This window comes from Streptomyces sp. NPDC052020 (genome assembly GCF_040680575.1).
Lineage (GTDB): Bacteria > Actinomycetota > Actinomycetes > Streptomycetales > Streptomycetaceae > Streptomyces.
In genome coordinates, this window is sequence record NZ_JBFAWY010000012.1 from 188395 (window position 1) to 211739 (window position 23345).

Below are 23345 nucleotides of genomic sequence, written 5' to 3' on the forward strand. Positions count from 1 at the left end.
GTGGAGTGGTTCTGTACGCCTTACTTCATCGGCGCCAGGTGATCTTTGCTGGATGGCCCGGATCCCGGGGGCAAACATCCGCGATTGCGGTTGTTTGCCCCACGAGGCTCCGGAGTCAAGCCTACGGCGTGGACGCGAGGTCCGTTACTCGCCCTTGGCCTTCGCGATGATCTCCTCGGCGACGTTCCGCGGAACCTCGGCGTAGGAGTCGAACTGCATCGAGTAGCTTGCGCGACCCGACGTCTTGCTGCGGAGGTCTCCGACGTAGCCGAACATCTCCGACAGGGGCACGAGGCCCTTGACGACGCGGGCACCCGCCCGCTCCTCCATGGCCTGGATCTGGCCACGGCGGGAGTTGATGTCGCCGATGACGTCACCCATGTAGTCCTCGGGCGTGGTGACCTCGACGGCCATCATCGGCTCCAGGAGCACGGGGGACGCCTTGCGCGCGGCCTCCTTGAAGGCCTGCGAACCGGCGATCTTGAACGCGAGCTCGGAGGAGTCCACCTCGTGGTAGGCACCGTCGAGCAGCGTCACGCGCACACCGGTCATCTCGTAACCGGCGAGGATGCCGAACTGCATGGCCTCCTGGCAGCCGGCGTCGACCGAGGGGATGTACTCCTTCGGGATGCGTCCACCGGTGACCTGGTTGACGAACTCGTAGGAGGCGTCGCCACCCTCGATCGGCTCGACCGAGATGATGACGCGGCCGAACTGGCCCGTACCACCGGTCTGCTTCTTGTGGGTGTACTCGACCTTCTCGACCGACTTGCGGATGGTCTCGCGGTACGCGACCTGCGGCTTGCCGACGTTGGCCTCGACCTTGAACTCGCGCTTCATGCGGTCGACGAGCACCTCGAGGTGCAGCTCGCCCATACCGCCGATGACGGTCTGGCCGGTCTCCTCGTTGGTGTGCACCTGGAAGGAGGGGTCCTCCTCCGCGAGACGCTGGATGGCGACACCCAGCTTCTCCTGGTCACCCTTGGACTTGGGCTCGATCGCGACCTCGATGACCGGCGCCGGGAAGTCCATGGACTCCAGGACCACGGGGGACTTCTCGTCGCACAGCGTCTCACCGGTCGTGGTCTGCTTCAGACCCATGACCGCGACGATGTCGCCGGCGCCCACCGACTCGATCTCCTCACGCTTGTTGGCGTGCATGCGGTAGATCTTGCCGATGCGCTCCTTGCGGCCCTTGACCGAGTTCAGCACGGCGGTGCCGGACTCCAGACGGCCGGAGTACACGCGGACGAAGGTGAGCTTGCCCAGGTGCGGGTCGCTCATGATCTTGAACGCCAGCGCCGACAGCGGCTCCTCGTCGGACGGCTTGCGCTTGATGACCGTCTCGGGGTCCTTGACGTCCTGGCCCTCGATGGCCTCGATGTCGACCGGGGACGGCAGGTAGCGCACGACCGCGTCGAGCAGGGGCTGGACACCCTTGTTCTTGAAGGCGGTGCCGCAGAAGACCGGGGTCACCGTGGTGCCCTCGCCCTTGCCGGAGGCGATGGTGATGCGGCGGATGGCCGCGTACAGCTGCTCCTCGGTGGGCTCGGTGCCCTCCAGGTACAGCTCCATCATCTCTTCGTCGTTCTCGGCGACGGCCTCCAGCAGCTTGCCGCGGTACTCCTCGGCAGCCTCGGTGTGGGTGTCCGGGATGTCGACGATGTCGTACATCTCGCCCTTGGTGGCCTCCGCGGACCAGACCAGGGCCTTCATGCGGACCAGGTCCACAACGCCCCGGAAGTCGGCCTCGGCACCGATCGGCAGCTGCATGACCAGCGGCTGCGCGCCCAGGCGGTCGGAGATCATGTCGACGCAGCGGTGGAACTCGGCACCGGTGCGGTCGAGCTTGTTGACGAAGCAGATACGCGGAACGCCGTAGCGGTCCGCCTGACGCCACACCGTCTCGGACTGCGGCTCGACGCCGGCGACGCCGTCGAACACCGTCACGGCACCGTCGAGCACGCGCAGGGAACGCTCCACCTCGACGGTGAAGTCGACGTGGCCCGGCGTGTCGATGATGTTGATGGTGTGGTCGACGTCCTCCAGCGACCAGTGGCAGGTGGTGGCAGCAGAGGTGATCGTGATGCCACGCTCCTGCTCCTGCTCCATCCAGTCCATGGTGGCAGCGCCGTCGTGGACCTCACCGATCTTGTACGAAACGCCGGTGTAGAACAGGATCCGCTCGGTGGTGGTCGTCTTGCCCGCGTCGATGTGGGCCATGATGCCGATGTTGCGCACCTTGGCCAGGTCAAGCGAAGTGGTAGCCATAAGGCTTCAGTCTTCTCTCGGTTCTCGAAGGGGTTCCGACTACCAGCGGTAGTGCGCGAAGGCCTTGTTGGACTCGGCCATCTTGTGCGTGTCCTCGCGCTTCTTCACAGCGGCACCGAGGCCGTTGCTGGCGTCGAGGAGCTCGTTGAGCAGACGCTCGGTCATGGTCTTCTCGCGACGGGCGCGGGAGTAACCGACCAGCCAGCGCAGCGCCAGGGTGTTGGCACGGCCGGGCTTGACCTCGACCGGAACCTGGTAGGTGGCGCCACCGACACGGCGGGACTTGACCTCGAGGGTCGGCTTGATGTTCTCCAGAGCGCGCTTGAGCGTGATGACCGGGTCGTTGCCGGTCTTCTCGCGCAGGCCCTCCATGGCGCCGTAGACGATGCGCTCGGCGGTGGAGCGCTTGCCGTTCAGCAGCACCTTGTTGATCAGGGAGGTCACCAGAGGAGAGCCGTAGACCGGGTCGACGATGACCGGACGCTTCGGGGCGGGGCCCTTACGAGGCATTCTTACTTCTCCTTCTTGGCGCCGTAACGGCTGCGGGCCTGCTTGCGGTTCTTGACACCCTGGGTGTCGAGCGAGCCGCGGATGATCTTGTAGCGAACACCCGGCAGGTCCTTCACACGGCCGCCGCGCACGAGCACGATGGAGTGCTCCTGCAAGTTGTGTCCCTCACCCGGAATGTAGGCCGTGACCTCGATGCCGCTGGTCAGACGCACACGCGCGACCTTACGGAGGGCCGAGTTCGGCTTCTTCGGGGTGGTCGTGAACACACGCGTGCAGACGCCCCGGCGCTGAGGGGAACCCTCGAGTGCGGGCGTCTTGTTCTTCTCGACCTTGTCCTGCCGGCCCTTCCGGACCAGCTGCTGGATCGTAGGCACTACTTCTCCGGTTTCTGTGTGCCGATGGGTACAGCTAACCTGGAACGTCGCCGACCCACGCGGTCGGGTGTGTCGAATCCGGCAGTCTCCCGCCGCAAGGGCGAAATGGGCGCAGATTACGGTGGCCGCTCTCGGACCCTGTGCGGGTGAAGGCACGCACGAGAGCCAGGGCACACCCCAGGCACAAGGTCTGAGCGTACCTATCGCATTCGCTGCGGTCAAAACAAATGGGCGTCGCCCGCGGCGCCTCGCGGGACATGTCAAGCCCCCGGGCCGCGGGTGATCTTCGAATCGGCGGCCGGTGTCCGTTTCGAACACTTTCTCATGGCGTTCTCGCGGCGGGGCCGGGGGGTCAGCCGGCCGCGGCCGACAGCAGGGCCAGCAGCACCAGGACGAGCGCCCAGCCCGCCGTGGACAGCCACCCGAGCACGAGCCCCGTCAGCGCGAGCCCGTCCCCGGCCGCCCCCGAGCGCCGGATGTCGGCCCGCGCGGCGTGCCCCAGGACGACCGCCGGGATCCCGGTGAGCCCGAAGGTCGGCAGGCACAGCAGCCCGCACACCGCGGCCCCGACCGCCATCCCGCTGGCGCGCCGCGGCGGCCGGAACGTCCCCGGCACGGCCACCACGGGCGCGGGCTGCGGCACGGGCCCCAGCGGCAGATCGGCGACCAGCACCGCCAGCTCCCCCACCGTCCGCGCCGCGCAGGCCCGCGCGACCCGCCGCTCGAACTCCTCGTGCTCCATCCGGCCCTCCGCGTACCCGGCTCTGAGCACGTCCACGGCCCGCTCGCGGTCGGCGTGCGAGGCGAGCATCGACGGGGCGGCGGGCCCCGCCCACTGCTGCGGGACACCGCCCGGCCCCTGCGGCCAGGGCTGCCACGACGGATACGGCGGCTGCGACACGGAGCACCTCCCCGGAACGGCCGGAGTCCTCTCCATCATGCGCCGCGAAACCGCGCCTGGCACCAGTGGCGCACCCGGCCCGCTCACCGGCCGCTCACCGGCGTCCCGTGCCCGCGGCCCGTGCTCACCTCCGTCGGCGCGGCAGGGTGGCGGCGTCCGGCTCGGGGGCGGGCTCCTTCGCCGGCGCGGGCTCCGCCGCCGGTGCGGGCGTGGCGGTGCCGGGGGCCGCCGAGTCGTGGCGGACGAAGTACGTGGGCCGGTTCTGCACGGCCGTGTAGATCCTCGCGACGTACTCGCCGAGCAGGCCGACGCAGACCAGCTGCACGGCGCCGATGAACAGCACCCCGGCGAAGAGCGAGGTCCAGCCGGGCACGGTGCGGCCGAGGGCGTAGGCCGCCAGCGTGTAGACCAGCAGGCCCGCGCAGATCAGGAAGGCGCCGACACCGAGCCAGGTGGCCAGGCGCAGCGGCGCCGCCGAGAAGCCGGTGACGCTGTCGACGGCGAGCCGGACCATGCGGCCCAGCGGGTACTTGGTGGTGCCCGCCGGCCGCGGAGCGCGCTCGTAGGTCACCTGCCCGCTCGGGAAGCCCAGCCACGGGACCAGCAGGCGGTAGACCCGCTGCTGGTCGGGCAGGGCCTTCAGGGCGTCCACCGCGGCGCGGCTGAGCAGCCGGAAGTCACCGGCCTGCGCGGGGACCTGGGTGCCCGCCAGGCGGCGCACCAGCCGGTAGTAGGCGGTCGCGGTCCAGCGTTTGAACCCGGTGTCGCTGCTGCGGTCGGCGCGGACGCCGTAGACGATGTCGAGGCCCTCGGCGCGCGCCAGCGCGAGCATCTCCGGGATCTTCTCGGGCGGGTCCTGGAGGTCGGCGTCCAGGGTGAGGACGTAGGCGCCGACGGCCCGGTCCAGGCCGGCGGTGAGCGCCGCCTGGTGGCCGGAGTTGCGCCGCAGGGCGACGACGCGCAGTTCGGGCCAGCCCAGCCGGAAGGCGGCCAGCAGTTCGGCCGTGCGGTCGGTGCTGCCGTCGTCCACGGCGACGAGCTCGTAGCGCACGCCCAGCTCCGCGAGGACCGGACGTACCCTGCTGACCAGCGCGGGGAGGACCTCTTCCTCGTTGTACATGGGTATGACGACCGACAGCACGGTCGTCCCGTCCGGTTCCTCGGCCATGCGGCCCTCCCCAACCCCGCAGCACATACGTGCGACTGCTGTGCGATCTTATGACAGACAAAGCACAGGCATCCGGCTCCGCGCGGTCAGGACCGGTCACCCGACCGGTCCCCCCGTGGCCACGCCGGTGAGGCGTGCGACCTGCCGAGGGGGACGAGGGGGCGAGAGCCATGGCCATGGCTGCCAAGGACGAGGGGACCGGGGCCACGGCGGGCGAGCCGCCGGGCGAGGAGCCCGAGGAGCGGGCGGGACGCGCCGGGACGATCCGGCGCCCGGCCCTGCCGGACGCCGCGCGGCCCTACCTGCCCCCGCTCGCCCTGTACGGCGTGACGAAGCTGGCCGGCCTGGCCGTCTTCGCCGTCCTGCTGGAGTGGGCCGGGGACTACCGCGGCAAGGAGCCCCGGTTCGGCGGCGGCGCCCACTGGTGGGACGTGCTGTCCACCTGGGACGGCTGGTGGTACCTCCAGATCGCCGAGCACGGCTACCGGCCGGAGCTGGTCCGGCTGAACACCGACGGCCTGTTCACGGTCCAGCAGAACTCGGTCGCCTTCTTCCCGCTGTACCCGGCCCTGATCCGGCTGGTGTCGGAGGCGACCGGGCTGGGCCTGTACGGCGCCGGGATCCTGGTCTCCGTCGTCTCCTCGTTCATCGCCGCCGCCGGGATCTACGCCGTGATCCGCCTGGTCGCCGGGGTGCGGGCGGGCACCATCGCGGCCGGGCTGTGGGCCGTGGCGCCCGGCGCGGGTGTCGAGTGGGCGGTGTACTCGGAGTCCGTCTTCGTCGCCATCGCGGCCTGGGCCTGCTACTGCGTGATGACCCGCCGCTGGGTGGCGGCCGGCCTGCTGGCCTGCCTCGCCGGTCTCAACCGGCCCACGTCCGCGGTGCTCATCGGCGCCGTGGGGCTCGCCGCGCTCGTGACCGTGCTGCGGCGCGACAGCCGGCGCGAGCACGGGGTGGCGGGACCGGTCTACGCCATGCTCGTCGCCCCGCTGGGCCTGGCGGCGTACATCGCCTGGGTGGGTTACGCCACCGGCGAGCCCACCGCCTACTTCACGCTCCAGCGCGAGGGCTGGGCGCACTTCTTCGACTACGGCGCCTACACCCTCGACGTCCTGCGCAACACGGCGGTGGGCAAGCACGACTACGTCTTCGCCTTCGCCGTGCCCGATCTGCTCGCCGTCCAGCTGGTGCTCGCGCTGCCCTTCCTGATCGCGCTCATGCTGCGCAAACGCCCGCCCCTGGTGCTGATCGCCTACACGCTGGCGACGATCGTCACCGTGCTGGGCACCCAGCAGATGTTCGGCAACACCGGCCGCTACCTGCTGCCCGCCTTCCCCCTGCTTCTCGCCCCGGCCGCGGCGCTGGCCCGCCTGAAGGCGCCCAGCCTGACGGTGTTCTTCACCACCGCGGCCCTCGCCTCCGGCTGGTACGCGCACTACGTCATCTTCGAGCTGGGCGTGCCGTAACCGCCGCCGTACCCTCCTCCCCCCTCGTGCTCCCCGCACACGCCGCACACGCCGAAGGGCGGTCACCCCCGAACCGGGGTGACCGCCCTTCGCTCAAGCGACTCGCTTACTGGTTGTACGGACCGTAGTCGTAGTCCTCCAGCGGAACGGCCTGGCCGGAGCCGGAGCCGAACGGCGAGTAGTCGATGTCGTCGTAGCCGACGGCCGAGTACATCGCGGCCTTGGCCTCCTCGGTCGGCTCGACCCGGATGTTGCGGTAGCGGGACAGACCCGTACCGGCCGGGATGAGCTTACCGATGATGACGTTCTCCTTGAGGCCGATCAGGGAGTCGGACTTGGCGTTGATCGCCGCGTCCGTCAGGACCCTGGTCGTCTCCTGGAAGGACGCCGCCGACAGCCAGGACTCGGTCGCCAGCGAGGCCTTGGTGATACCCATGAGCTGCGGACGACCGGAGGCCGGGTGACCGCCCTCCTGGACCACACGACGGTTCTCCTGCTCGAAGCGGGAGCGCTCGACCAGCTCGCCGGGCAGCAGCTCGGCGTCGCCGGACTCGATGATCGTCACGCGGCGGAGCATCTGCCGGATGATGATCTCGATGTGCTTGTCGTGGATCGACACACCCTGCGAGTTGTACACCTTCTGGACCTCGCCGACCAGGTGGACCTGGACGGCACGCTGACCCAGGATGCGCAGCACGTCGTGCGGGTTGGTGGCACCCACGGTGAGCTGCTGGCCCACCTCGACGTGGTCGCCCTCGCGGACCAGGACCTTGGCGCGCTTGGAGATCGGGTAGGCCGTCTCGTCGCTGCCGTCGTCCGGGGTGACGACGATCTTCTTGGTCTTCTCGGTCTCCTCGATCCGCACGCGGCCGGAGGCCTCGGAGATCGGGGCGACACCCTTCGGGGTACGGGCCTCGAAGAGCTCGACGACACGCGGCAGACCCTGGGTGATGTCGTCACCGGCCACACCACCGGTGTGGAAGGTACGCATCGTCAGCTGGGTACCGGGCTCACCGATGGACTGGGCGGCGATGATGCCGACCGCCTCGCCGATGTCGACCAGCTTGCCGGTGGCCAGCGAACGGCCGTAGCACATCGCGCAGGTGCCGACGGCGGACTCGCAGGTCAGGACCGAACGGGTCTTGACCTCCTCGACGCCGTGCCGGATCAGCTCGTCGATGAGCACGTCGCCCAGGTCGGTGCCGGCCGGGGCCAGCACCTTGCCGTCCACGACGATGTCCTCGGCGAGGCAGCGCGCGTACACGGACGTCTCGACGTCCTCCGCCTTGAGCAGCACGCCCTCGGCGTTCCGCTCGGCGATCCGCAGCCGCAGACCGCGCTCGGTGCCGCAGTCCTCCTCGCGGATGATGACGTCCTGGGAGACGTCCACGAGACGACGGGTGAGGTAACCCGAGTCGGCGGTACGCAGAGCGGTGTCCGCCAGACCCTTACGGGCACCGTGCGTGGAGATGAAGTACTCCAGCACGGACAGACCCTCACGGAACGAGGCCTTGATGGGCCGCGGGATCGTCTCGTTCTTCGCGTTCGACACCAGACCACGCATACCGGCGATCTGACGCATCTGCATCATGTTGCCTCGTGCGCCCGAGCTCACCATCATGAAGATCGGGTTGGTCTTCGGGAAGTTGTCGTTCATCGCCTCGGCGACCTCGTTGGTCGCCTTGGTCCAGATCGCGATGAGCTCCTGCGTGCGCTCGTCCTTGGTGATCAGACCGCGCTCGTACTGCTTCTGGACCTTCTCGTCCTGCGCCTCGTAGCCGCGGACGATCTCCTTCTTCGCCTCGGGGACGACGACGTCGGAGATGGCCACGGTGACACCGGAACGGGTGGCCCAGTAGAAGCCGGCCGCCTTCAGGTTGTCGAGCGTCGCCGCCACGATGACCTTCGGGTAGCGCTCGGCCAGGTCGTTGACGATCTGGGAGAGCTGCTTCTTGCCGACCTCGTAGTCGACGAACGGGTAGTCCTCGGGCAGCAGCTCGTTGAAGAGCGCGCGGCCCAGCGTGGTCCGCAGGGTGAAGCTGTCACCCTGCTGCCACTCCGGCTCGCCCTCCTCGCGGACCGGCGGCTCCCAGCCCCGCGGCGGGATGGTGCCCACCGGGAAGCGGACGTCGACCGGCGCCTGGAGCGACAGCTCGCCGGCGTCGAACGCCATGATCGCCTCGGCGACGGAGGCGAAGGCGCGGCCCTCGCCCTTGATGTCGCGGCCCTCGGCGTCGGTGGTGAGGAAGTACAGGCCCAGCACCATGTCCTGGGTCGGCATCGTCACCGGACGGCCGTCGGCGGGCTTGAGGATGTTGTTCGAGGACAACATCAGGATGCGGGCCTCGGCCTGCGCCTCCGCGGACAGCGGCAGGTGCACGGCCATCTGGTCACCGTCGAAGTCCGCGTTGAACGCGGTGCAGACGAGCGGGTGGATCTGGATGGCCTTGCCCTCGACCAGCTGCGGCTCGAAGGCCTGGATGCCGAGGCGGTGCAGCGTGGGCGCACGGTTCAGCAGAACCGGGTGCTCCGCGATGACCTCTTCCAGCACGTCGTACACGACCGTGCGGCCGCGCTCGACCATCCGCTTGGCGCTCTTGATGTTCTGCGCGTGGTTCAGGTCGACCAGGCGCTTCATCACGAACGGCTTGAACAGCTCCAGCGCCATCGCCTTCGGCAGACCGCACTGGTGCAGCTTGAGCTGCGGACCGACGACGATCACGGAACGCGCGGAGTAGTCCACACGCTTGCCGAGCAGGTTCTGACGGAAGCGGCCCTGCTTGCCCTTGAGCATGTCGCTGAGGGACTTCAGCGGCCGGTTGCCCGGGCCGGTGACCGGACGGCCGCGGCGGCCGTTGTCGAACAGCGCGTCCACGGCCTCCTGGAGCATGCGCTTCTCGTTGTTCACGATGATCTCGGGGGCACCGAGGTCGAGAAGGCGCTTCAGGCGGTTGTTGCGGTTGATGACACGGCGGTACAGGTCGTTCAGGTCGGAGGTCGCGAAGCGGCCACCGTCCAGCTGCACCATCGGACGCAGGTCCGGCGGGATGACCGGCACGCAGTCCAGCACCATGCCCTTGGGGCTGTTGCTGGTCTGGAGGAACGCGGAGACGACCTTGAGGCGCTTGAGCGCACGGGTCTTCTTCTGGCCCTTGCCGGTGCGGATGATCTCGCGGAGCTTCTCCGCCTCCTCCTCCAGGTCGAAGGACTCCAGGCGCTTCTGCAGCGCCGCGGCGCCCATCGAGCCGTCGAAGTACGTGCCGAAGCGGTCACGCAGCTCGCGGTAGAGGAGCTCGTCGCCCTCCAGGTCCTGGACCTTGAGGTTCTTGAAGCGGTTCCACACCTCGTCGAGGCGGTCGATCTCGCGCTGCGCGCGGTCGCGCAGCTGCTTCATCTCGCGCTCGGCACCCTCGCGCACCTTGCGGCGCACGTCGGCCTTGGCGCCCTCGGCCTCCAGCTCGGCCAGGTCGGTCTCGAGCTTCTTGGCGCGGGCCTCCAGGTCGGCGTCGCGGCGCTGCTCGATCTGCTGGCGCTCGACGGAGACGTGGGCCTCCAGCGAGGGCAGGTCGCGCTGACGGCGCTCCTCGTCCACGTACGTGATCATGTACGCGGCGAAGTAGATGACCTTCTCCAGGTCCTTCGGCGCCAGGTCGAGCAGGTAGCCCAGACGCGACGGGACGCCCTTGAAGTACCAGATGTGCGTGACGGGCGCGGCGAGCTCGATGTGGCCCATCCGCTCACGGCGCACCTTGGCGCGCGTGACCTCGACGCCACAGCGCTCACAGATGATGCCCTTGAAGCGGACGCGCTTGTACTTGCCGCAGTAGCACTCCCAGTCCCGGGTCGGACCGAAGATCTTCTCGCAGAAGAGTCCGTCCTTTTCGGGCTTGAGGGTGCGGTAGTTGATGGTCTCGGGCTTCTTGACCTCGCCGTGGCTCCACTGACGGATGTCGTCAGCGGTGGCCAGGCCGATCCGGAGCTCGTCGAAGAAGTTGACGTCGAGCACTATGCGTCAATCCCTCTCAGGGTCGTAAGTCTTGGGGTCTGATACGGGGGTCCTGGGGCCGGCCGGAGGCTCAGGGATCTTCATCGCTGAACCTCCGGACCGGACTCCCGTCAGACCTCTTCGACGCTGCTCGGCTCGCGCCGGGACAGGTCGATACCGAGCTCCTCCGCCGCGCGGAAGACGTCCTCGTCGGTGTCGCGCATCTCGATGGACATACCGTCGCTGGACAGCACCTCCACGTTCAGGCAGAGCGACTGCATCTCCTTGATGAGCACCTTGAAGGACTCGGGGATGCCGGGTTCGGGGATGTTCTCGCCCTTGACGATGGCCTCGTAGACCTTCACGCGGCCGGTCACGTCGTCGGACTTGATGGTCAGCAGCTCCTGGAGCGCGTAGGCGGCGCCGTACGCCTCGAGTGCCCACACCTCCATCTCGCCGAACCGCTGGCCACCGAACTGGGCCTTACCACCCAGCGGCTGCTGGGTGATCATCGAGTACGGACCGGTCGAGCGGGCGTGCAGCTTGTCGTCGACCAGGTGGTGCAGCTTCAGGATGTACATGTAGCCGACCGAGATCGGGTCGGGGAACGGCTCACCGCTACGGCCGTCGAACAGCCGCGCCTTGCCGGTCGGGAGCACCATGCGCTCGCCGTCGCGGTTCGGGATGGTGTGCTGGAGCAGACCCGCGAGCTCGTCCTCACGCGCACCGTCGAAGACCGGGGTGGCGACGTTGGTGCCGGGCTCGACCTTGTCGGCGCCGATGGCCTGGAGGCGCTGCGCCCACTCGTCGGCGAGGCCGGAGACGTCCCAGCCGCGGCTGGCGAGCCAGCCGAGGTGGATCTCCAGAACCTGTCCCGGGTTCATTCGGGACGGCACACCGAGCGGGTTGAGGATGATGTCGACCGGGGTGCCGTCCTCCAGGAACGGCATGTCCTCGATCGGCAGGATCTTGGAGATGACACCCTTGTTGCCGTGCCGGCCGGCGAGCTTGTCACCGTCGGTGATCTTGCGCTTCTGCGCCACGTAGACGCGGACCAGCTGGTTCACGCCCGGCGGCAGCTCGTCGCCCTCCTCGCGGTCGAAGACGCGCACGCCGATGACCTTGCCGGTCTCGCCGTGCGGCACCTTCAGCGAGGTGTCGCGGACCTCACGGGCCTTCTCACCGAAGATCGCGCGCAGCAGGCGCTCCTCCGGCGTCAGCTCGGTCTCACCCTTGGGCGTGACCTTGCCGACGAGGATGTCACCGGCGATGACCTCGGCGCCGATGCGGATGATGCCGCGCTCGTCGAGGTCGGCGAGGACCTCCTCGGAGACGTTCGGGATGTCCCGGGTGATCTCCTCGGGGCCGAGCTTGGTGTCACGGGCGTCGACCTCGTGCTCCTCGATGTGGATCGAGGAGAGGACGTCGTCCTGTACGAGGCGCTGCGACAGGATGATCGCGTCCTCGTAGTTGTGACCCTCCCACGGCATGAACGCGACCAGCAGATTCTTGCCGAGGGCCATCTCGCCGTTCTCGGTGGCCGGTCCGTCGGCGAGGACCTGGCCCTCGATGACGCGGTCGCCCTCGTTGACGATGACCTTCTGGTTGACCGAGGTGCCCTGGTTGGATCGGGCGAACTTGGCCAGGCGGTACGTGATGTACGTGCCGTCGTCGTTGGCGGTGGTGATGTAGTCCGCGGAGACCTCCTGGACCACACCGGCCTTCTCGGCCTTGACCACGTCGCCGGCGTCGACCGCGGAGCGGTACTCCATGCCGGTGCCGACGAGCGGCGCCTCGGACTTAATCAGCGGCACGGCCTGGCGCATCATGTTCGCGCCCATGAGGGCGCGGTTGGCGTCGTCGTGCTCCAGGAAGGGGATCATGGCGGTCGCGACCGACACCATCTGGCGCGGCGAGACGTCCATGTAGTCCACGTCCTCGGGGCCGACGTAGTCGACCTCGCCGCCCTTGCGGCGGACCAGCACGCGGGCCTCGGCGAACCGGAGCTCGTCGGTCAGCGGCGCGTTGGCCTGCGCGATGACGAAGCGGTCTTCCTCGTCGGCGGTCAGGTAGTCCACCTCGTCGGTGACCTGGCCGTCGACGACCTTGCGGTACGGCGTCTCGATGAAACCGAACGCGTTGACCCGGCCGTAGGAGGCCAGCGAGCCGATCAGACCGATGTTCGGGCCTTCCGGCGTCTCGATCGGGCACATACGGCCGTAGTGCGACGGGTGCACGTCGCGGACCTCGAAGCCGGCCCGCTCACGGGAGAGACCACCCGGGCCGAGGGCGTTCAGACGACGCTTGTGCGTCAGCCCCGACAGCGGGTTGTTCTGGTCCATGAACTGGGACAGCTGGCTGGTGCCGAAGAACTCCTTGATGGAGGCGACGACCGGCCGGATGTTGATCAGGGTCTGCGGCGTGATCGCCTCGACGTCCTGGGTGGTCATGCGCTCGCGCACGACCCGCTCCATACGGGCGAGACCCGTACGGACCTGGTTCTGGATCAGCTCGCCGACGCTGCGGATGCGGCGGTTGCCGAAGTGGTCGATGTCGTCGGTCTCGACCATGATCGAGCGACCGGAGTCGCCGACCGTCTCGGTCTCGCCGGCGTGCAGCTTCACCAGGTACTTGATCGTCGCGATGATGTCCTCGACGGTCAGGATGCCCGCGTCCAGCGGGGTGTCCGTACCCAGCTTCTTGTTGACCTTGTAGCGGCCGACCTTGGCGAGGTCGTAGCGCTTGGGGTTGAAGTAGAGGTTCTCCAGCAGCGTCTGCGCGGCCTCACGCGTGGGGGGCTCGCCCGGGCGCAGCTTGCGGTAGATGTCGAGCAGCGCGTCGTCCTGGCCCTGGGTGTGGTCCTTCTCCAGGGTGGCGCGCATGGACTCGTACTCGCCGAACTCCTCGAGGATCTGCTCGGTGGTCCAGCCGAGCGCCTTGAGCAGAACGGTCACGGACTGCTTGCGCTTGCGGTCGACGCGGACGCCGACCATGTCGCGCTTGTCGATCTCGAACTCCAGCCAGGCACCCCGGGACGGGATGATCTTGGCGGAGAAGATGTCCTTGTCGGACGTCTTGTCGATGGAGGAGTCGAAGTAGACGCCCGGCGAACGGACCAGCTGCGACACCACGACACGCTCGGTGCCGTTGATGACGAAGGTGCCCTTGTTCGTCATGAGCGGGAAGTCGCCCATGAAGACGGTCTGGGACTTGATCTCGCCGGTCTCGTTGTTGGTGAACTCGGCGGTGACGAAGAGCGGGGCCGCGTACGTGAAGTCGCGCTCCTTGCACTCGTCGATCGAGTTCTTCGGCGGCTCGAAGCGGTGGTCGCGGAAGGTCAGCGACATCGACCCGGAGAAGTCCTCGATCGGGGAGATCTCCTCGAAGATCTCCTCCAGACCGGACTTGGTGGGGACGTCCTGACCGTTCTCGAGAGCCTCCTCGACGCGAGCCTTCCACGCGTCATTGCCGAGCAGCCAGTCGAAGCTCTCGGTCTGAAGCGCGAGAAGGTTCGGAACCTCGAGGGGCTCCTTGATCTTTGCAAAGGAGATGCGCAGCGGGGCGGTGCTGGCGCCATTGTTCGTATTCGCGGTCGAGGCAGTGCGCGAGGCGGCCAAGAGGGGGTCCTTCCGAGGGCTCGGACTCACTACGCGCGTACCGGCCCCTCCCCCTACACAGAGACAGAAATCCCAGGTCGGAGATCTTCTGGTCGTCCGTGCTCGGGTGAGGGTAGACCCCTGGTGACGGGCAGGGGGCAGCTAACAGGCAGCGCAAAGGGTCAGTGTAGCCACACGGCACACTGATGTCCAGTCCCCATTTTCTGAGACTCTCACTGTTCTCAACGCCTGCGGCATGCCTGCCCTCAACGCACGTTGATACTGCCCTCTTCGTCGTCGATCCATGCCTCGGATTCGGATCGTTGTGACGACGCGTCCTGAGAATTGCGCGCTGCGTGCGGTTCGTCAAGGCCCCCTTGGCCGAACCGGGGTCCCCCGAGTCACGACGAAGATCACCTTACCCCCCACGAACACAGGTGCAAGGCAGCCGCCGCCGCGACCCCGGGTACGCCGAAGGGCGACCACCCGGATGGATGATCGCCCTTCGGTGCGTTCGCGTTACAGCCCTAGCGAGCCGTTTCGCTCTTCGCGAAGGTCTTACTTGACCTCGACGGAGGCGCCGGCGCCCTCGAGGGCCTCCTTGGCCTTGTCGGCGGCCTCCTTGTTGACCTTCTCCAGAACCGGCTTCGGGGTGCCGTCGACCAGGTCCTTGGCCTCCTTCAGGCCGAGGGAGGTCAGCTCGCGCACGACCTTGATGACCTGGATCTTCTTGTCGCCGGCGCCGGTGAGGATGACGTCGAACTCGTCCTTCTCCTCGACGGCCTCGGCGGCGGCGCCACCGGCGGCACCACCGGCGACGACGACCGGGGCGGCCGCGGCGGCGGTGACGTCGAACTTCTCCTCGAAGGCCTTCACGAACTCGGAGAGCTCGATGAGGGTCATCTCCTCGAACTGGGCCAGCAGCTCGTCCTGGGTGAGCTTCGCCATGATGGCGGTCCTTCCACTAAATCGGCAGGTGCCGGATGTACTGGGTAAGGCGGGCGTACGTCGGGCCCGCAACGACCCTCACCTCAAGCGGGAGAGGATCGGAAAGCGAGCCGAATTACTCGGCACCGCCCTGCTCGTCCTGCTTGGCACGGAGCGCGTCCACGGTGCGGACGAGCTTCGACGGCAGCGCCTGGAAGACGGAGGCAGCCTGGGACTGCTTCGCCTTGAAGGCACCGGCCAGCTTGGAGAGCAGAACCTCGCGGGACTCGAGGTCCGCAAGCTTCTTGATCTCGTCGGCGGACAGCGCCTTGCCGTCAAGGACACCGCCCTTGATGACGAGATTCGGGTTGTCCTTGGCGAAGTCACGGAGACCCTTCGCCGACTCCACCGGGTCACCGGTGATGAAGGCGACAGCCGTCGGACCATTGAACTGGTCGTCCAGCGTCGTGATCCCGGCCTCGTTGGCCGCAATCTTGGTCAGCGTGTTCTTCACCACGGCGTACTGGGCGTTCTCACCGAGCGACCGGCGCAGCTGCTTGAGCTGCGCCACGGTGAGACCGCGGTACTCGGTCAGCACGGCGGCGTTGGAGCTGCGGAACTTGTCCGTCAGCTCGGCAACCGCGGCAGCCTTGTCGGGCCTCGCCATAGAGCCTCGGCCTCCTTCCGGGTGATTCGGACCGCGCGGACCCGAAGGAGGACTGGGGAAAACGAAACGCCCCGGCGCAGGCGCACGGGGCGTAGCTACCACCGGAACATTCGCATGCACACGGCACGCGGCTTCCGGGAGCTTCTCCACTGTCACCTGCGCGGGTCGTCCGCAGTTCAGCGGATCCTTCGGCCACCGCGCCCTCATGCGAGCGCACGGCAACGACCAGCGGTCTTTGGCTTCTGTAGGAGAATACGGGAAGGGATCGCCGCAGGGCAAATCCGCCCGTACGGCGGCTCAGCCGGCCGCCGCTCCGGTCATCAGGTCCTCCAACGAGGCGACGTCCTTGGCGGGCGGGGCGGTGACCTCGACCGGCTTGTTGACGTCGCGGAAGGTGATCGTCACATCGAGCGGACCCTTCTCGGCGTCACCGCGCATGCGGAACCGCTTGGTGTGGTCCTCGCCGTCCACCCACACGTCCATGGTGAACTTGTCGACACCCAGCTTCTCGTACTGCTCGATGCTCTTCTCCTTGCGCTCGCGGGTCTCCTTGTCCTCGTCCTTCAGGGAGGCCCGCAGCTGGTCCACGGTGAGCGTGCCCGAGTAGCGGGTGGTCTCGACGCCGTCGACCTTCTCGGTGCCGACCTTCTTCACGTCCTTGGCGCCGGTGAGGAAGGTGGACTCGGCGGCGGGGTTCTTGTCGGCCTGAGAGGCCGCCCCGAGCTGCTTGGACTCCGTACCGGCGTCCAGGTCGGACAGGTCGAACTTGAGCCAGCTCTTGCCGCCCTGCCCCTGGGAGGCCGAGGAGCCGCCGATGTACATGGCCTTGTCGACGAGCCGGATCTCGGCGCTCGCGTCGTCGCCCTGGTCGGCGGCGGTCATCTTCATGCTCATGGCCATCTCAGGCTCCAGCCGCATCGCCGCCTCGGCCTCGACCCGGCCCTGCTCGGGGACCTTGCCGGTCATCTCGTAGCGGAAGGAGGTGATCTCCTCCGCCTTCTCGGCCGCCTTGGCGACGGCCGCCGCCGGCGTCATCTCCGGCGATTCCTCGCCCGTGCCGCATGCGGCGGTGCCCGCGGCGAGCAGCAGCGCGGCCAGGCCCGCGCCGGCCGTACGGCGCGAGGGACGGTGTACGGAACGCTTCATCTGGTTTCCCCCCACGGGATACACGGCTGATGCACAGCAAGGCGGTGATCGTATCCGACCCGTTCCGAACAGACCGCCGATTATCCGCCCCGCCCGCCCGGTTCCCGCCTGCGGTGAATCCGAGAAGGCCCTGGGAGATCCGGGAAGACCCGGGGCGGCCGGGACAGCGGGAAACCGCCGGGAAAAGGGGAACGGGCCCCGCACCCTGGAAGGGGTGCGGGGCCCGTGAACCGGTTGGGTGAGCCTCAGGCTCAGACCGCCGCCGGGTCCTCCTCGACGAGGAGGTTGCGGGTGCGGTTCGGGTCGACCGGGATGCCGGGGCCCATCGTGGTGGTGATGGCGGCCTTCTTGATGTAACGACCCTTGGCGGCGGACGGCTTCAGTCGGAGGATCTCCTCCAGCGCCGCGCCGTAGTTCTCCACCAGCTTGGTGTCGTCGAAGGACACCTTGCCGATGATGAAGTGCAGGTTCGCGTGCTTGTCGACACGGAACTCGATCTTGCCGCCCTTGATGTCGGTGACGGCCTTGGCGACGTCCGGGGTGACGGTGCCGGTCTTCGGGTTCGGCATCAGACCACGGGGACCGAGCACGCGGCCGAGGCGGCCGACCTTGCCCATGAGGTCCGGGGTGGCGACGACGGCGTCGAAGTCCAGACGGCCCTTCGCCACCTCGTCGATCAGCTCGTCGGCGCCGACGATGTCGGCGCCCGCGGCACGCGCGGCCTCGGCACGGTCGCCGGTCGCGAAGACCAGGACCCGGGCGGTCTTACCGGTGCCGTGCGGGAGGTTCACGGTGCCACGGACCATCTGGTCGGCCTTGCGCGGGTCGACACCCAGACGGAAGGCGACCTCGACGGTGCCGTCGAACTTGGTCGTGGAGGTCTCCTTGGCGAGACGGACGGCCTCGAGGGGAGCGTAGAGCTTCTCCCGGTCGATCTTGGCGTCCGCAGCGCGGAGAGACTTGCTGCGCTTGCTCACTACTGCTCCTGTGGCTTCTTAGGAGTCGTGGTCCGGGCCGAGCAGGCCCTGCCACTTCTGCTGCTGGAGGTTGGGGTTCAGCCCTCGACCGTGACGCCCATGGAACGGGCGGTGCCGGCGATGATCTTCTCGGCGGCGTCCAGGTCGTTGGCGTTGAGGTCGGGCATCTTGGTCTGGGCGATCTCGCGGACCTGGTCGCGGGTGATCTTCGCGACCTTGGTCTTGTGCGGCTCGCCGGAGCCCTTCTCCACGCCCGCGGCCTTGAGGATCATCTTGGCGGCCGGCGGCGTCTTGGTGATGAAGGTGAAGGAGCGGTCCTCGTAGACCGTGATCTCCACCGGGATGACCCAACCGCGCTGCGACTCGGTCGCGGCGTTGTAGGCCTTGCAGAACTCCATGATGTTCACGCCGTGCTGACCCAGCGCGGGGCCGACCGGCGGGGCCGGGTTAGCGGCACCGGCCTGGATCTGGAGCTTGATGAGCCCCGTGACCTTCTTCTTCTTGGGAGGCATGGCTCTCCGGGTCCTTTCATTCGGGTCCTGCCTGCGTACGGGGGACAGCCCGGACGCAGGCATACCGCACAACGATAACGGGTATGGATGCGCGGCTGAAAACCGAGCAGGTCAGGCGGCTCCGGGCAGGAGCCGCCCGACCTGGTCGGACGCTGAGGGTCCAGAGACGAACCGGGTGGGTCCTAGTTCTTCTGGATCTGGTCGAAGGACAGCTCGACCGGCGTCTCGCGGCCGAAGATCTCGACGAGGCCCTTGACCTTCTTCGAGTCGGCGTTGATCTCGTTGATGGTGGCCTGCAGCGTGGCGAACGGACCGTCGGTGACGGTGACCGAGTCGCCGACCTCGAAGTCCAGCACCTGGACCTCGACCTTGCGCTGCGGAGCCGGCTTGCCCTCGGCCTCGGCGGCCTCGCGGGCGGCCTTCTCCTCGGCCTCGGGGGCGAGCATCTTCACGATCTCGTCCAGCGTCAGCGGGTACGGGTCGTAGGCGTTGCCCACGAAGCCGGTCACACCGGGCGTGTTGCGGACGACGCCCCAGGACTCGTTCGTCAGGTCCATGCGGACCAGGACGTAGCCCGGGAGCTTGTTCTGCTTGATGTTCTTCCGCTCGCCGTTCTTGATCTGGACGATCTCTTCCTCGGGCACCTCGGCCTGGTAGATGAAGTCCTCGACGTTCAGCGAGACGGCGCGCTGCTCCAGGTTGGCCTTCACGCGCTTCTCGTAGCCGGCGTAGGTGTGGATGACGTACCACTCGCCGGGCAGACCGCGCAGCTCCTGACGGAGCTTCTCGACCGGGTCGAGCTCGGGCTCGGCCTCGGCCTCGGGCTCCGCCGCCCCGGCCTCGCCCTCCTGGTCGGCCTCTTCCTCGTCGGCCTCGTCCTCGGCCTCCGCCCCGGCGGCCTCGTCCGTGTCGACGTCGGCAGCCTCGACCTCGGCGGAGGTCTCGGTGTCCTCGTTGTCCGCGCCCTCGACGATGCCGAGCTCGTCCTCGACGGACTCGACCGGCTCGATGGCGTCGTTCACGTTCGGGTCAGACACGGTGGCTGCTTCTTCCTGGATACATAGGGGTGGAACACGCGAAACGGGCGCCGGGTATCACGGCGCCCTTCGCAGGCGGCTCAGCCGAAGACGTACTTGGCGGCGTTGCTGAGCCCATAGTCAATCACGGTCACCAGGCCGATCATGATGGCGACGAAAATGATCACCACGGTGGTGTAAGACGTCAGCTGGTTGCGCGAAGGCCAGACGACCTTGCGAAGCTCCGCGACGATCTGGCGGTAGAAGAGCGCGAGGCGCTTCAGCGGGCCCTTCTTGGCCCGCTTGCCGCCCTTGCGGGTCTTCTTGGAGTCCGGCGCCTCGTCCTGGGCATCAGGCATGTCGATGGAGCCCACGGCGTCCGTCACTCGTCCTCACCTGATTCCGGGTCGTGGCCGTGCCGCGCCCGGTCTGAGCCGCACGGCGTTGCATTGCTGTACGTACATGCGCACACATCCTGGCGAAGGTGTGTGTAGCAGGGCCGGAGGGACTTGAACCCCCAACCGCTGGTTTTGGAGACCAGTGCTCTACCAATTGAGCTACGACCCTTTGTGTGTCCCCCAACGTACCGCATCCCCCCGGATGCGTGGTGTGCACCGGCCGGGCGCGGTTGCTGAAGGCCAACGAGGTGAGAGTGTACGTGTTCTGCGGCCGGTCGTCGAACAGAAAGGGCGGGTGGACCGTCCCGCCGGGCCTAGTCGACCCAAGATCGTCCTGGCCACGGGCCGGTTCCGGACTGTTGTCCAGGGCTTTGCCCGGTGCCGCGCCGAGGTTGTTCAGTGGGTGAAACCCGTGTGCCGGGGCGGTTTCCGGTCTGGAACGATGGCCTCATGAGCGCTGCAACCCCTCCCTCCGAGCGCCGGGTCTCCGCCCGAGTCGGCGCGATCTCCGAGTCCGCCACCCTGGCCGTGGACGCCAAGGCCAAGGCCCTCAAGGCCGCCGGGCGTCCGGTGATCGGCTTCGGCGCCGGTGAACCCGACTTCCCGACGCCGGACTACATCGTCGAGGCCGCCGTCGAGGCCTGCAAGAACCCGAAGTACCACCGCTACACCCCGGCCGGCGGCCTGCCCGAGCTGAAGGCCGCGATCGCCGCGAAGACGCTGCGCGACTCCGGCTACGAGGTCGACGCCTCCCAGGTCCTCGTGACCAACGGCGGCAAGCAGGCCATCTACGAGGCGTTCGCCGCGATCCTCGACCCGGGCGACGAGGTCATCGTCCCGGCGCCGTACTGGACGACGTACCCGGAGTCGATCCGGCTGGCCGGCGGTGTGCCGGTCTTCGTGACGGCCGACGAGACGACGGGATACCGGGTCTCCGTGGAGCAGCTGGAGGCGGCGCGCACGGAGCGGACGAAGGTCGTGCTCTTCGTCTCGCCGTCGAACCCGACGGGCGCGGTCTACGGCGGGGCCGAGGCCGAGGCGATCGGCCGCTGGGCCGTCGAGCACGGCCTGTGGGTGCTGACCGACGAGATCTACGAGCACCTCGTCTACGGCGACGCGAAGTTCACCTCCCTGCCGGCGATCCTGCCGGAGCTGCGGGACAAGTGCATCGTGGTCAACGGTGTGGCCAAGACGTACGCGATGACCGGCTGGCGGGTCGGGTGGGTCATCGGCCCGAAGGACGTGGTGAAGGCCGCGACCAACCTCCAGTCGCACGCGACCTCCAACGTGTCGAACGTGGCGCAGGCGGCGGCGCTGGCGGCGGTCTCCGGCGGTCTGGAGGCGGTCGCGGCCATGCGGGAGGCGTTCGACCGGCGGCGCAAGACCATCGTGCGGATGCTCAACGAGATCGACGGCGTGGTGTGCCCGGAACCGGAGGGCGCCTTCTACGCGTACCCGTCGGTGAAGGGGCTGCTCGGCAAGGAGATCCGCGGCAGGCGGCCGCAGGACACGGTCGAGCTGGCCGCGCTGATCCTGGAGGAGGCCGAGGTCGCGGTGGTGCCCGGTGAGGCGTTCGGTACGCCGGGCTACCTGCGGCTGTCGTACGCGCTCGGGGACGAGGACCTCGTCGAGGGCGTGAGCCGGATCCAGAAGCTGCTGGCGGAGGCCAGGGACTGAGCGTCCGTTCCGTTCGGTACCAGGGCGGAGCATCCCTCGGTGACGGGGGGTGCTCCGCCTTTTCGCACAATGAAACGGGTTCTCCTGTTTCTTTGTGCGAGCAAGAGCACGTACGGGGAAAGCCCTACCGGGGCGGGCGGGACGTACGGCAGGATCCTGGGATGGAGCGCGTACGTGATGTCTCTGAGCTGCCGAAAGCCCATCTGCACCTGCACTTCACCGGATCGATGCGGCCGAGCACCCTCCTGGAGCTGGCCGACAAATACGGGGTGCGTCTGCCCGAGGCGCTGACCGAGGCGCTGACCGGCGGGGAGCCGCCGCGACTGCGGGCGACGGACGAACGGGGCTGGTTCCGCTTCCAACGGCTGTACGACGCGGCGCGCTCGTGCCTGCGGGAGCCGGAGGACATCCAGCGGCTGGTCAGGGAGGCCGCGGAGGAGGATGTGCGGGACGGGTCGGGGTGGCTGGAGATCCAGGTCGACCCGACGTCGTACGCGCCGCGGCTGGGCGGGCTGATTCCGGCGCTGGAGATCATCCTGGACGCGGTGGAGTCGGCGATGCGGGAGACCGGGCTCGGGATGCGGGTGCTGGTGGCCGCGAACCGGATGAAGCACCCGCTGGACGCGCGGACGCTGGCGCGGCTGGCGGTGCGGTACGCGGACCGGGGGGTGATCGGGTTCGGGCTGTCGAACGACGAGCGGCGGGGCATGGCGCGGGACTTCGACCGGGCATTCGCGATCGCCCGGGACGGAGGGCTGCTGTCGGCGCCGCACGGGGGTGAGCTGGCCGGGGTCGCCTCGGTGCGGGACTGCCTGGACGACCTGGGGGCCGACCGGATCGGGCACGGGGTGCGGGCGGCGGAGGATCCGCGGCTGCTGAAGCGGCTGGCGGACCGGGGGGTGACGTGCGAGGTGTGTCCGGCCTCGAACGTGGCGCTGGGGGTGTACGAGAAGTTCGAGGACGTGCCGTTGCGGACGCTGTTCGAGGCGGGGGTGCCGATGGCGCTCGGCGCGGACGATCCGTTGCTGTTCGGGTCGCGGCTGGCCGCCCAGTACGAGATCGCGCGGCGGCACCACGGGTTCAGCGATGCGGAGCTTGCCGAGCTGGCCCGGCAGTCGGTGCGGGGGTCGGCGGCGCCGAAGGACGTGAAGGAGGAGCTGCTGGCGGGGATCGATGGGTGGCTGGTGGGCGCGGGGAGGGCTGGTTGCGGGTAGGGCGGGGCTGGTGCGGGGTGCCTGCGGCGCCTGTGCGGGCCGGTGGGGGCGGGGTGGTGCCTGCGGCGCCTGTGCGGGCCGATGGGGGTGCGGCGTCATGCCTGCGGCGCCTGTGCCGGCCGGCGGGGGTACGGCGTCATGCCTGCGGCGCCTGCGGCGCCTGCGCCGGCCGGCGGGGGTACGGCGTCATGCCTGCGGCGCCTGCGGCGCCTGCGCCGGCCGGCGGGGGTACGGCGTCATGCCTGCGGCGCCTGCGCCGGCCGGTGCGGGTACGGCGTCATGCCTGCGGCGCCTGCGCCGGCCGGTGCGGGTACGGCGTCATGCCTGCGGCGCCTGCGCCGGCCGGCGGGGGTACGGCGTCATGCCTGCGGCGCCTGTGCGGCTTCGGTGGGGGTGCGCGTAGCGCCTTCGCGCGGGGGGTGGGTCGGGTCGCGTCGGGGGGTGCCCGTCCTCGGAACGGCGCGGAATCGGTCGGCCAAGAACGTTCCGGTGTTGACGCGCCAACCGCTGCGGGCGGCCACCCCCCGACACGCCCCTCCC

Annotated in this window: 17 protein-coding genes and 1 tRNA gene; 3 read left to right on the forward strand and 15 right to left on the reverse strand. The window is 68.6% G+C overall.

The window, feature by feature from the left end; translation table 11 throughout:
* Positions 1 to 144 precede the first annotated feature (144 nt).
* From fusA to AB0L74_RS15695, 5 genes are all read right to left on the reverse strand, one after another.
* A complete protein-coding gene (gene fusA, locus AB0L74_RS15675) occupies positions 145 to 2271 on the reverse strand; it encodes an elongation factor G (RefSeq protein WP_365651138.1) in 2127 nt (708 codons plus the stop codon).
* A 39-nt stretch (positions 2272 to 2310) separates the two neighbouring features.
* A complete protein-coding gene (rpsG, locus tag AB0L74_RS15680) occupies positions 2311 to 2781 on the reverse strand; it encodes a 30S ribosomal protein S7 (protein ID WP_029386961.1) in 471 nt (156 codons plus the stop codon).
* A gap of 2 nt (positions 2782 to 2783) precedes the next feature.
* A complete protein-coding gene (rpsL, locus tag AB0L74_RS15685) occupies positions 2784 to 3155 on the reverse strand; it encodes a 30S ribosomal protein S12 (protein WP_003948652.1) in 372 nt (123 codons plus the stop codon).
* 352 nt (positions 3156 to 3507) lie between these two features.
* Positions 3508 to 4056, reverse strand: a complete 549-nt coding sequence (locus AB0L74_RS15690; RefSeq protein ID WP_365651143.1) for a DUF1707 and DUF4190 domain-containing protein — start codon at positions 4054 to 4056, stop codon at positions 3508 to 3510.
* A 124-nt stretch (positions 4057 to 4180) separates the two neighbouring features.
* Positions 4181 to 5224 (reverse strand): glycosyltransferase family 2 protein, encoded by a 1044-nt coding sequence (locus tag AB0L74_RS15695; RefSeq protein WP_365651146.1) that lies wholly within the window; start codon positions 5222 to 5224, stop codon positions 4181 to 4183.
* A 170-nt stretch (positions 5225 to 5394) separates the two neighbouring features.
* On the opposite strand from AB0L74_RS15695, the gene AB0L74_RS15700 reads away from it, so the two are divergent.
* Complete coding sequence (locus AB0L74_RS15700) at positions 5395 to 6690, forward strand: glycosyltransferase family 39 protein (RefSeq protein ID WP_365651149.1); 1296 nt, start codon at positions 5395 to 5397, stop codon at positions 6688 to 6690.
* A 106-nt stretch (positions 6691 to 6796) separates the two neighbouring features.
* On the opposite strand, the gene AB0L74_RS15705 is transcribed toward AB0L74_RS15700, so the two are convergent.
* From AB0L74_RS15705 to AB0L74_RS15750, 10 genes are all read right to left on the reverse strand, one after another.
* Positions 6797 to 10696 (reverse strand): DNA-directed RNA polymerase subunit beta', encoded by a 3900-nt coding sequence (locus tag AB0L74_RS15705; RefSeq protein ID WP_365651152.1) that lies wholly within the window; start codon positions 10694 to 10696, stop codon positions 6797 to 6799.
* A gap of 110 nt (positions 10697 to 10806) precedes the next feature.
* Positions 10807 to 14292: a DNA-directed RNA polymerase subunit beta gene (rpoB, locus tag AB0L74_RS15710; RefSeq protein WP_365651155.1), complete on the reverse strand. Its 3486-nt coding sequence runs from the start codon at positions 14290 to 14292 to the stop codon at positions 10807 to 10809.
* 537 nt (positions 14293 to 14829) lie between these two features.
* A complete protein-coding gene (rplL, locus tag AB0L74_RS15715) occupies positions 14830 to 15219 on the reverse strand; it encodes a 50S ribosomal protein L7/L12 (protein ID WP_365651160.1) in 390 nt (129 codons plus the stop codon).
* Positions 15220 to 15334: 115 nt separating this feature from the next.
* Positions 15335 to 15865, reverse strand: a complete 531-nt coding sequence (gene rplJ, locus AB0L74_RS15720; RefSeq protein ID WP_358779919.1) for a 50S ribosomal protein L10 — start codon at positions 15863 to 15865, stop codon at positions 15335 to 15337.
* 297 nt (positions 15866 to 16162) lie between these two features.
* Positions 16163 to 17011 carry a DUF1396 domain-containing protein gene (locus tag AB0L74_RS15725; RefSeq protein WP_365651164.1) on the reverse strand — a complete coding sequence of 283 codons (849 nt, stop codon included), beginning with the start codon at positions 17009 to 17011 and terminating at the stop codon, positions 16163 to 16165.
* Between the two features lie 251 nt (positions 17012 to 17262).
* Positions 17263 to 17988, reverse strand: a complete 726-nt coding sequence (rplA, locus tag AB0L74_RS15730) for a 50S ribosomal protein L1 (RefSeq protein ID WP_029386970.1) — start codon at positions 17986 to 17988, stop codon at positions 17263 to 17265.
* A 77-nt stretch (positions 17989 to 18065) separates the two neighbouring features.
* The gene (gene rplK / locus AB0L74_RS15735) at positions 18066 to 18500 is read right to left on the reverse strand and encodes a 50S ribosomal protein L11 (RefSeq protein WP_028420794.1); all 435 of its coding nucleotides are present in this window, start codon (positions 18498 to 18500) and stop codon (positions 18066 to 18068) included.
* A 182-nt stretch (positions 18501 to 18682) separates the two neighbouring features.
* Positions 18683 to 19537: a transcription termination/antitermination protein NusG gene (gene nusG / locus AB0L74_RS15740; protein ID WP_365651168.1), complete on the reverse strand. Its 855-nt coding sequence runs from the start codon at positions 19535 to 19537 to the stop codon at positions 18683 to 18685.
* A gap of 80 nt (positions 19538 to 19617) precedes the next feature.
* The gene (gene secE, locus AB0L74_RS15745) at positions 19618 to 19902 is read right to left on the reverse strand and encodes a preprotein translocase subunit SecE (RefSeq protein WP_365651171.1); all 285 of its coding nucleotides are present in this window, start codon (positions 19900 to 19902) and stop codon (positions 19618 to 19620) included.
* Positions 19903 to 20010: 108 nt separating this feature from the next.
* Positions 20011 to 20083 (reverse strand) — tRNA-Trp (locus AB0L74_RS15750).
* Between the two features lie 281 nt (positions 20084 to 20364).
* Here AB0L74_RS15750 and AB0L74_RS15755 point away from each other — a divergent pair.
* Together AB0L74_RS15755 and AB0L74_RS15760 are read left to right on the forward strand one after the other, a co-directional pair.
* The gene (locus AB0L74_RS15755; protein WP_365651174.1) at positions 20365 to 21591 is read left to right on the forward strand and encodes a pyridoxal phosphate-dependent aminotransferase; all 1227 of its coding nucleotides are present in this window, start codon (positions 20365 to 20367) and stop codon (positions 21589 to 21591) included.
* A 161-nt stretch (positions 21592 to 21752) separates the two neighbouring features.
* The gene (locus AB0L74_RS15760) at positions 21753 to 22805 is read left to right on the forward strand and encodes an adenosine deaminase (protein ID WP_365651177.1); all 1053 of its coding nucleotides are present in this window, start codon (positions 21753 to 21755) and stop codon (positions 22803 to 22805) included.
* Positions 22806 to 23345: the final 540 nt, after the last annotated feature.

Coding starts and splice junctions, on each gene's coding strand:
- fusA (WP_365651138.1), bottom strand. CDS start 2,271: ATGGCTACCACTTCGCTTGACCTGGCCAAGGTGCGCAACATCGGCATC.
- rpsG (WP_029386961.1), bottom strand. CDS start 2,781: ATGCCTCGTAAGGGCCCCGCCCCGAAGCGTCCGGTCATCGTCGACCCG.
- AB0L74_RS15695 (WP_365651146.1), bottom strand. CDS start 5,224: ATGGCCGAGGAACCGGACGGGACGACCGTGCTGTCGGTCGTCATACCC.
- AB0L74_RS15700 (WP_365651149.1), top strand. CDS start 5,395: ATGGCCATGGCTGCCAAGGACGAGGGGACCGGGGCCACGGCGGGCGAG.
- rplL (WP_365651160.1), bottom strand. CDS start 15,219: ATGGCGAAGCTCACCCAGGACGAGCTGCTGGCCCAGTTCGAGGAGATG.
- rplJ (WP_358779919.1), bottom strand. CDS start 15,865: ATGGCGAGGCCCGACAAGGCTGCCGCGGTTGCCGAGCTGACGGACAAG.
- AB0L74_RS15725 (WP_365651164.1), bottom strand. CDS start 17,011: ATGAAGCGTTCCGTACACCGTCCCTCGCGCCGTACGGCCGGCGCGGGC.
- rplK (WP_028420794.1), bottom strand. CDS start 18,500: ATGCCTCCCAAGAAGAAGAAGGTCACGGGGCTCATCAAGCTCCAGATC.
- AB0L74_RS15755 (WP_365651174.1), top strand. CDS start 20,365: ATGAGCGCTGCAACCCCTCCCTCCGAGCGCCGGGTCTCCGCCCGAGTC.
- AB0L74_RS15760 (WP_365651177.1), top strand. CDS start 21,753: ATGGAGCGCGTACGTGATGTCTCTGAGCTGCCGAAAGCCCATCTGCAC.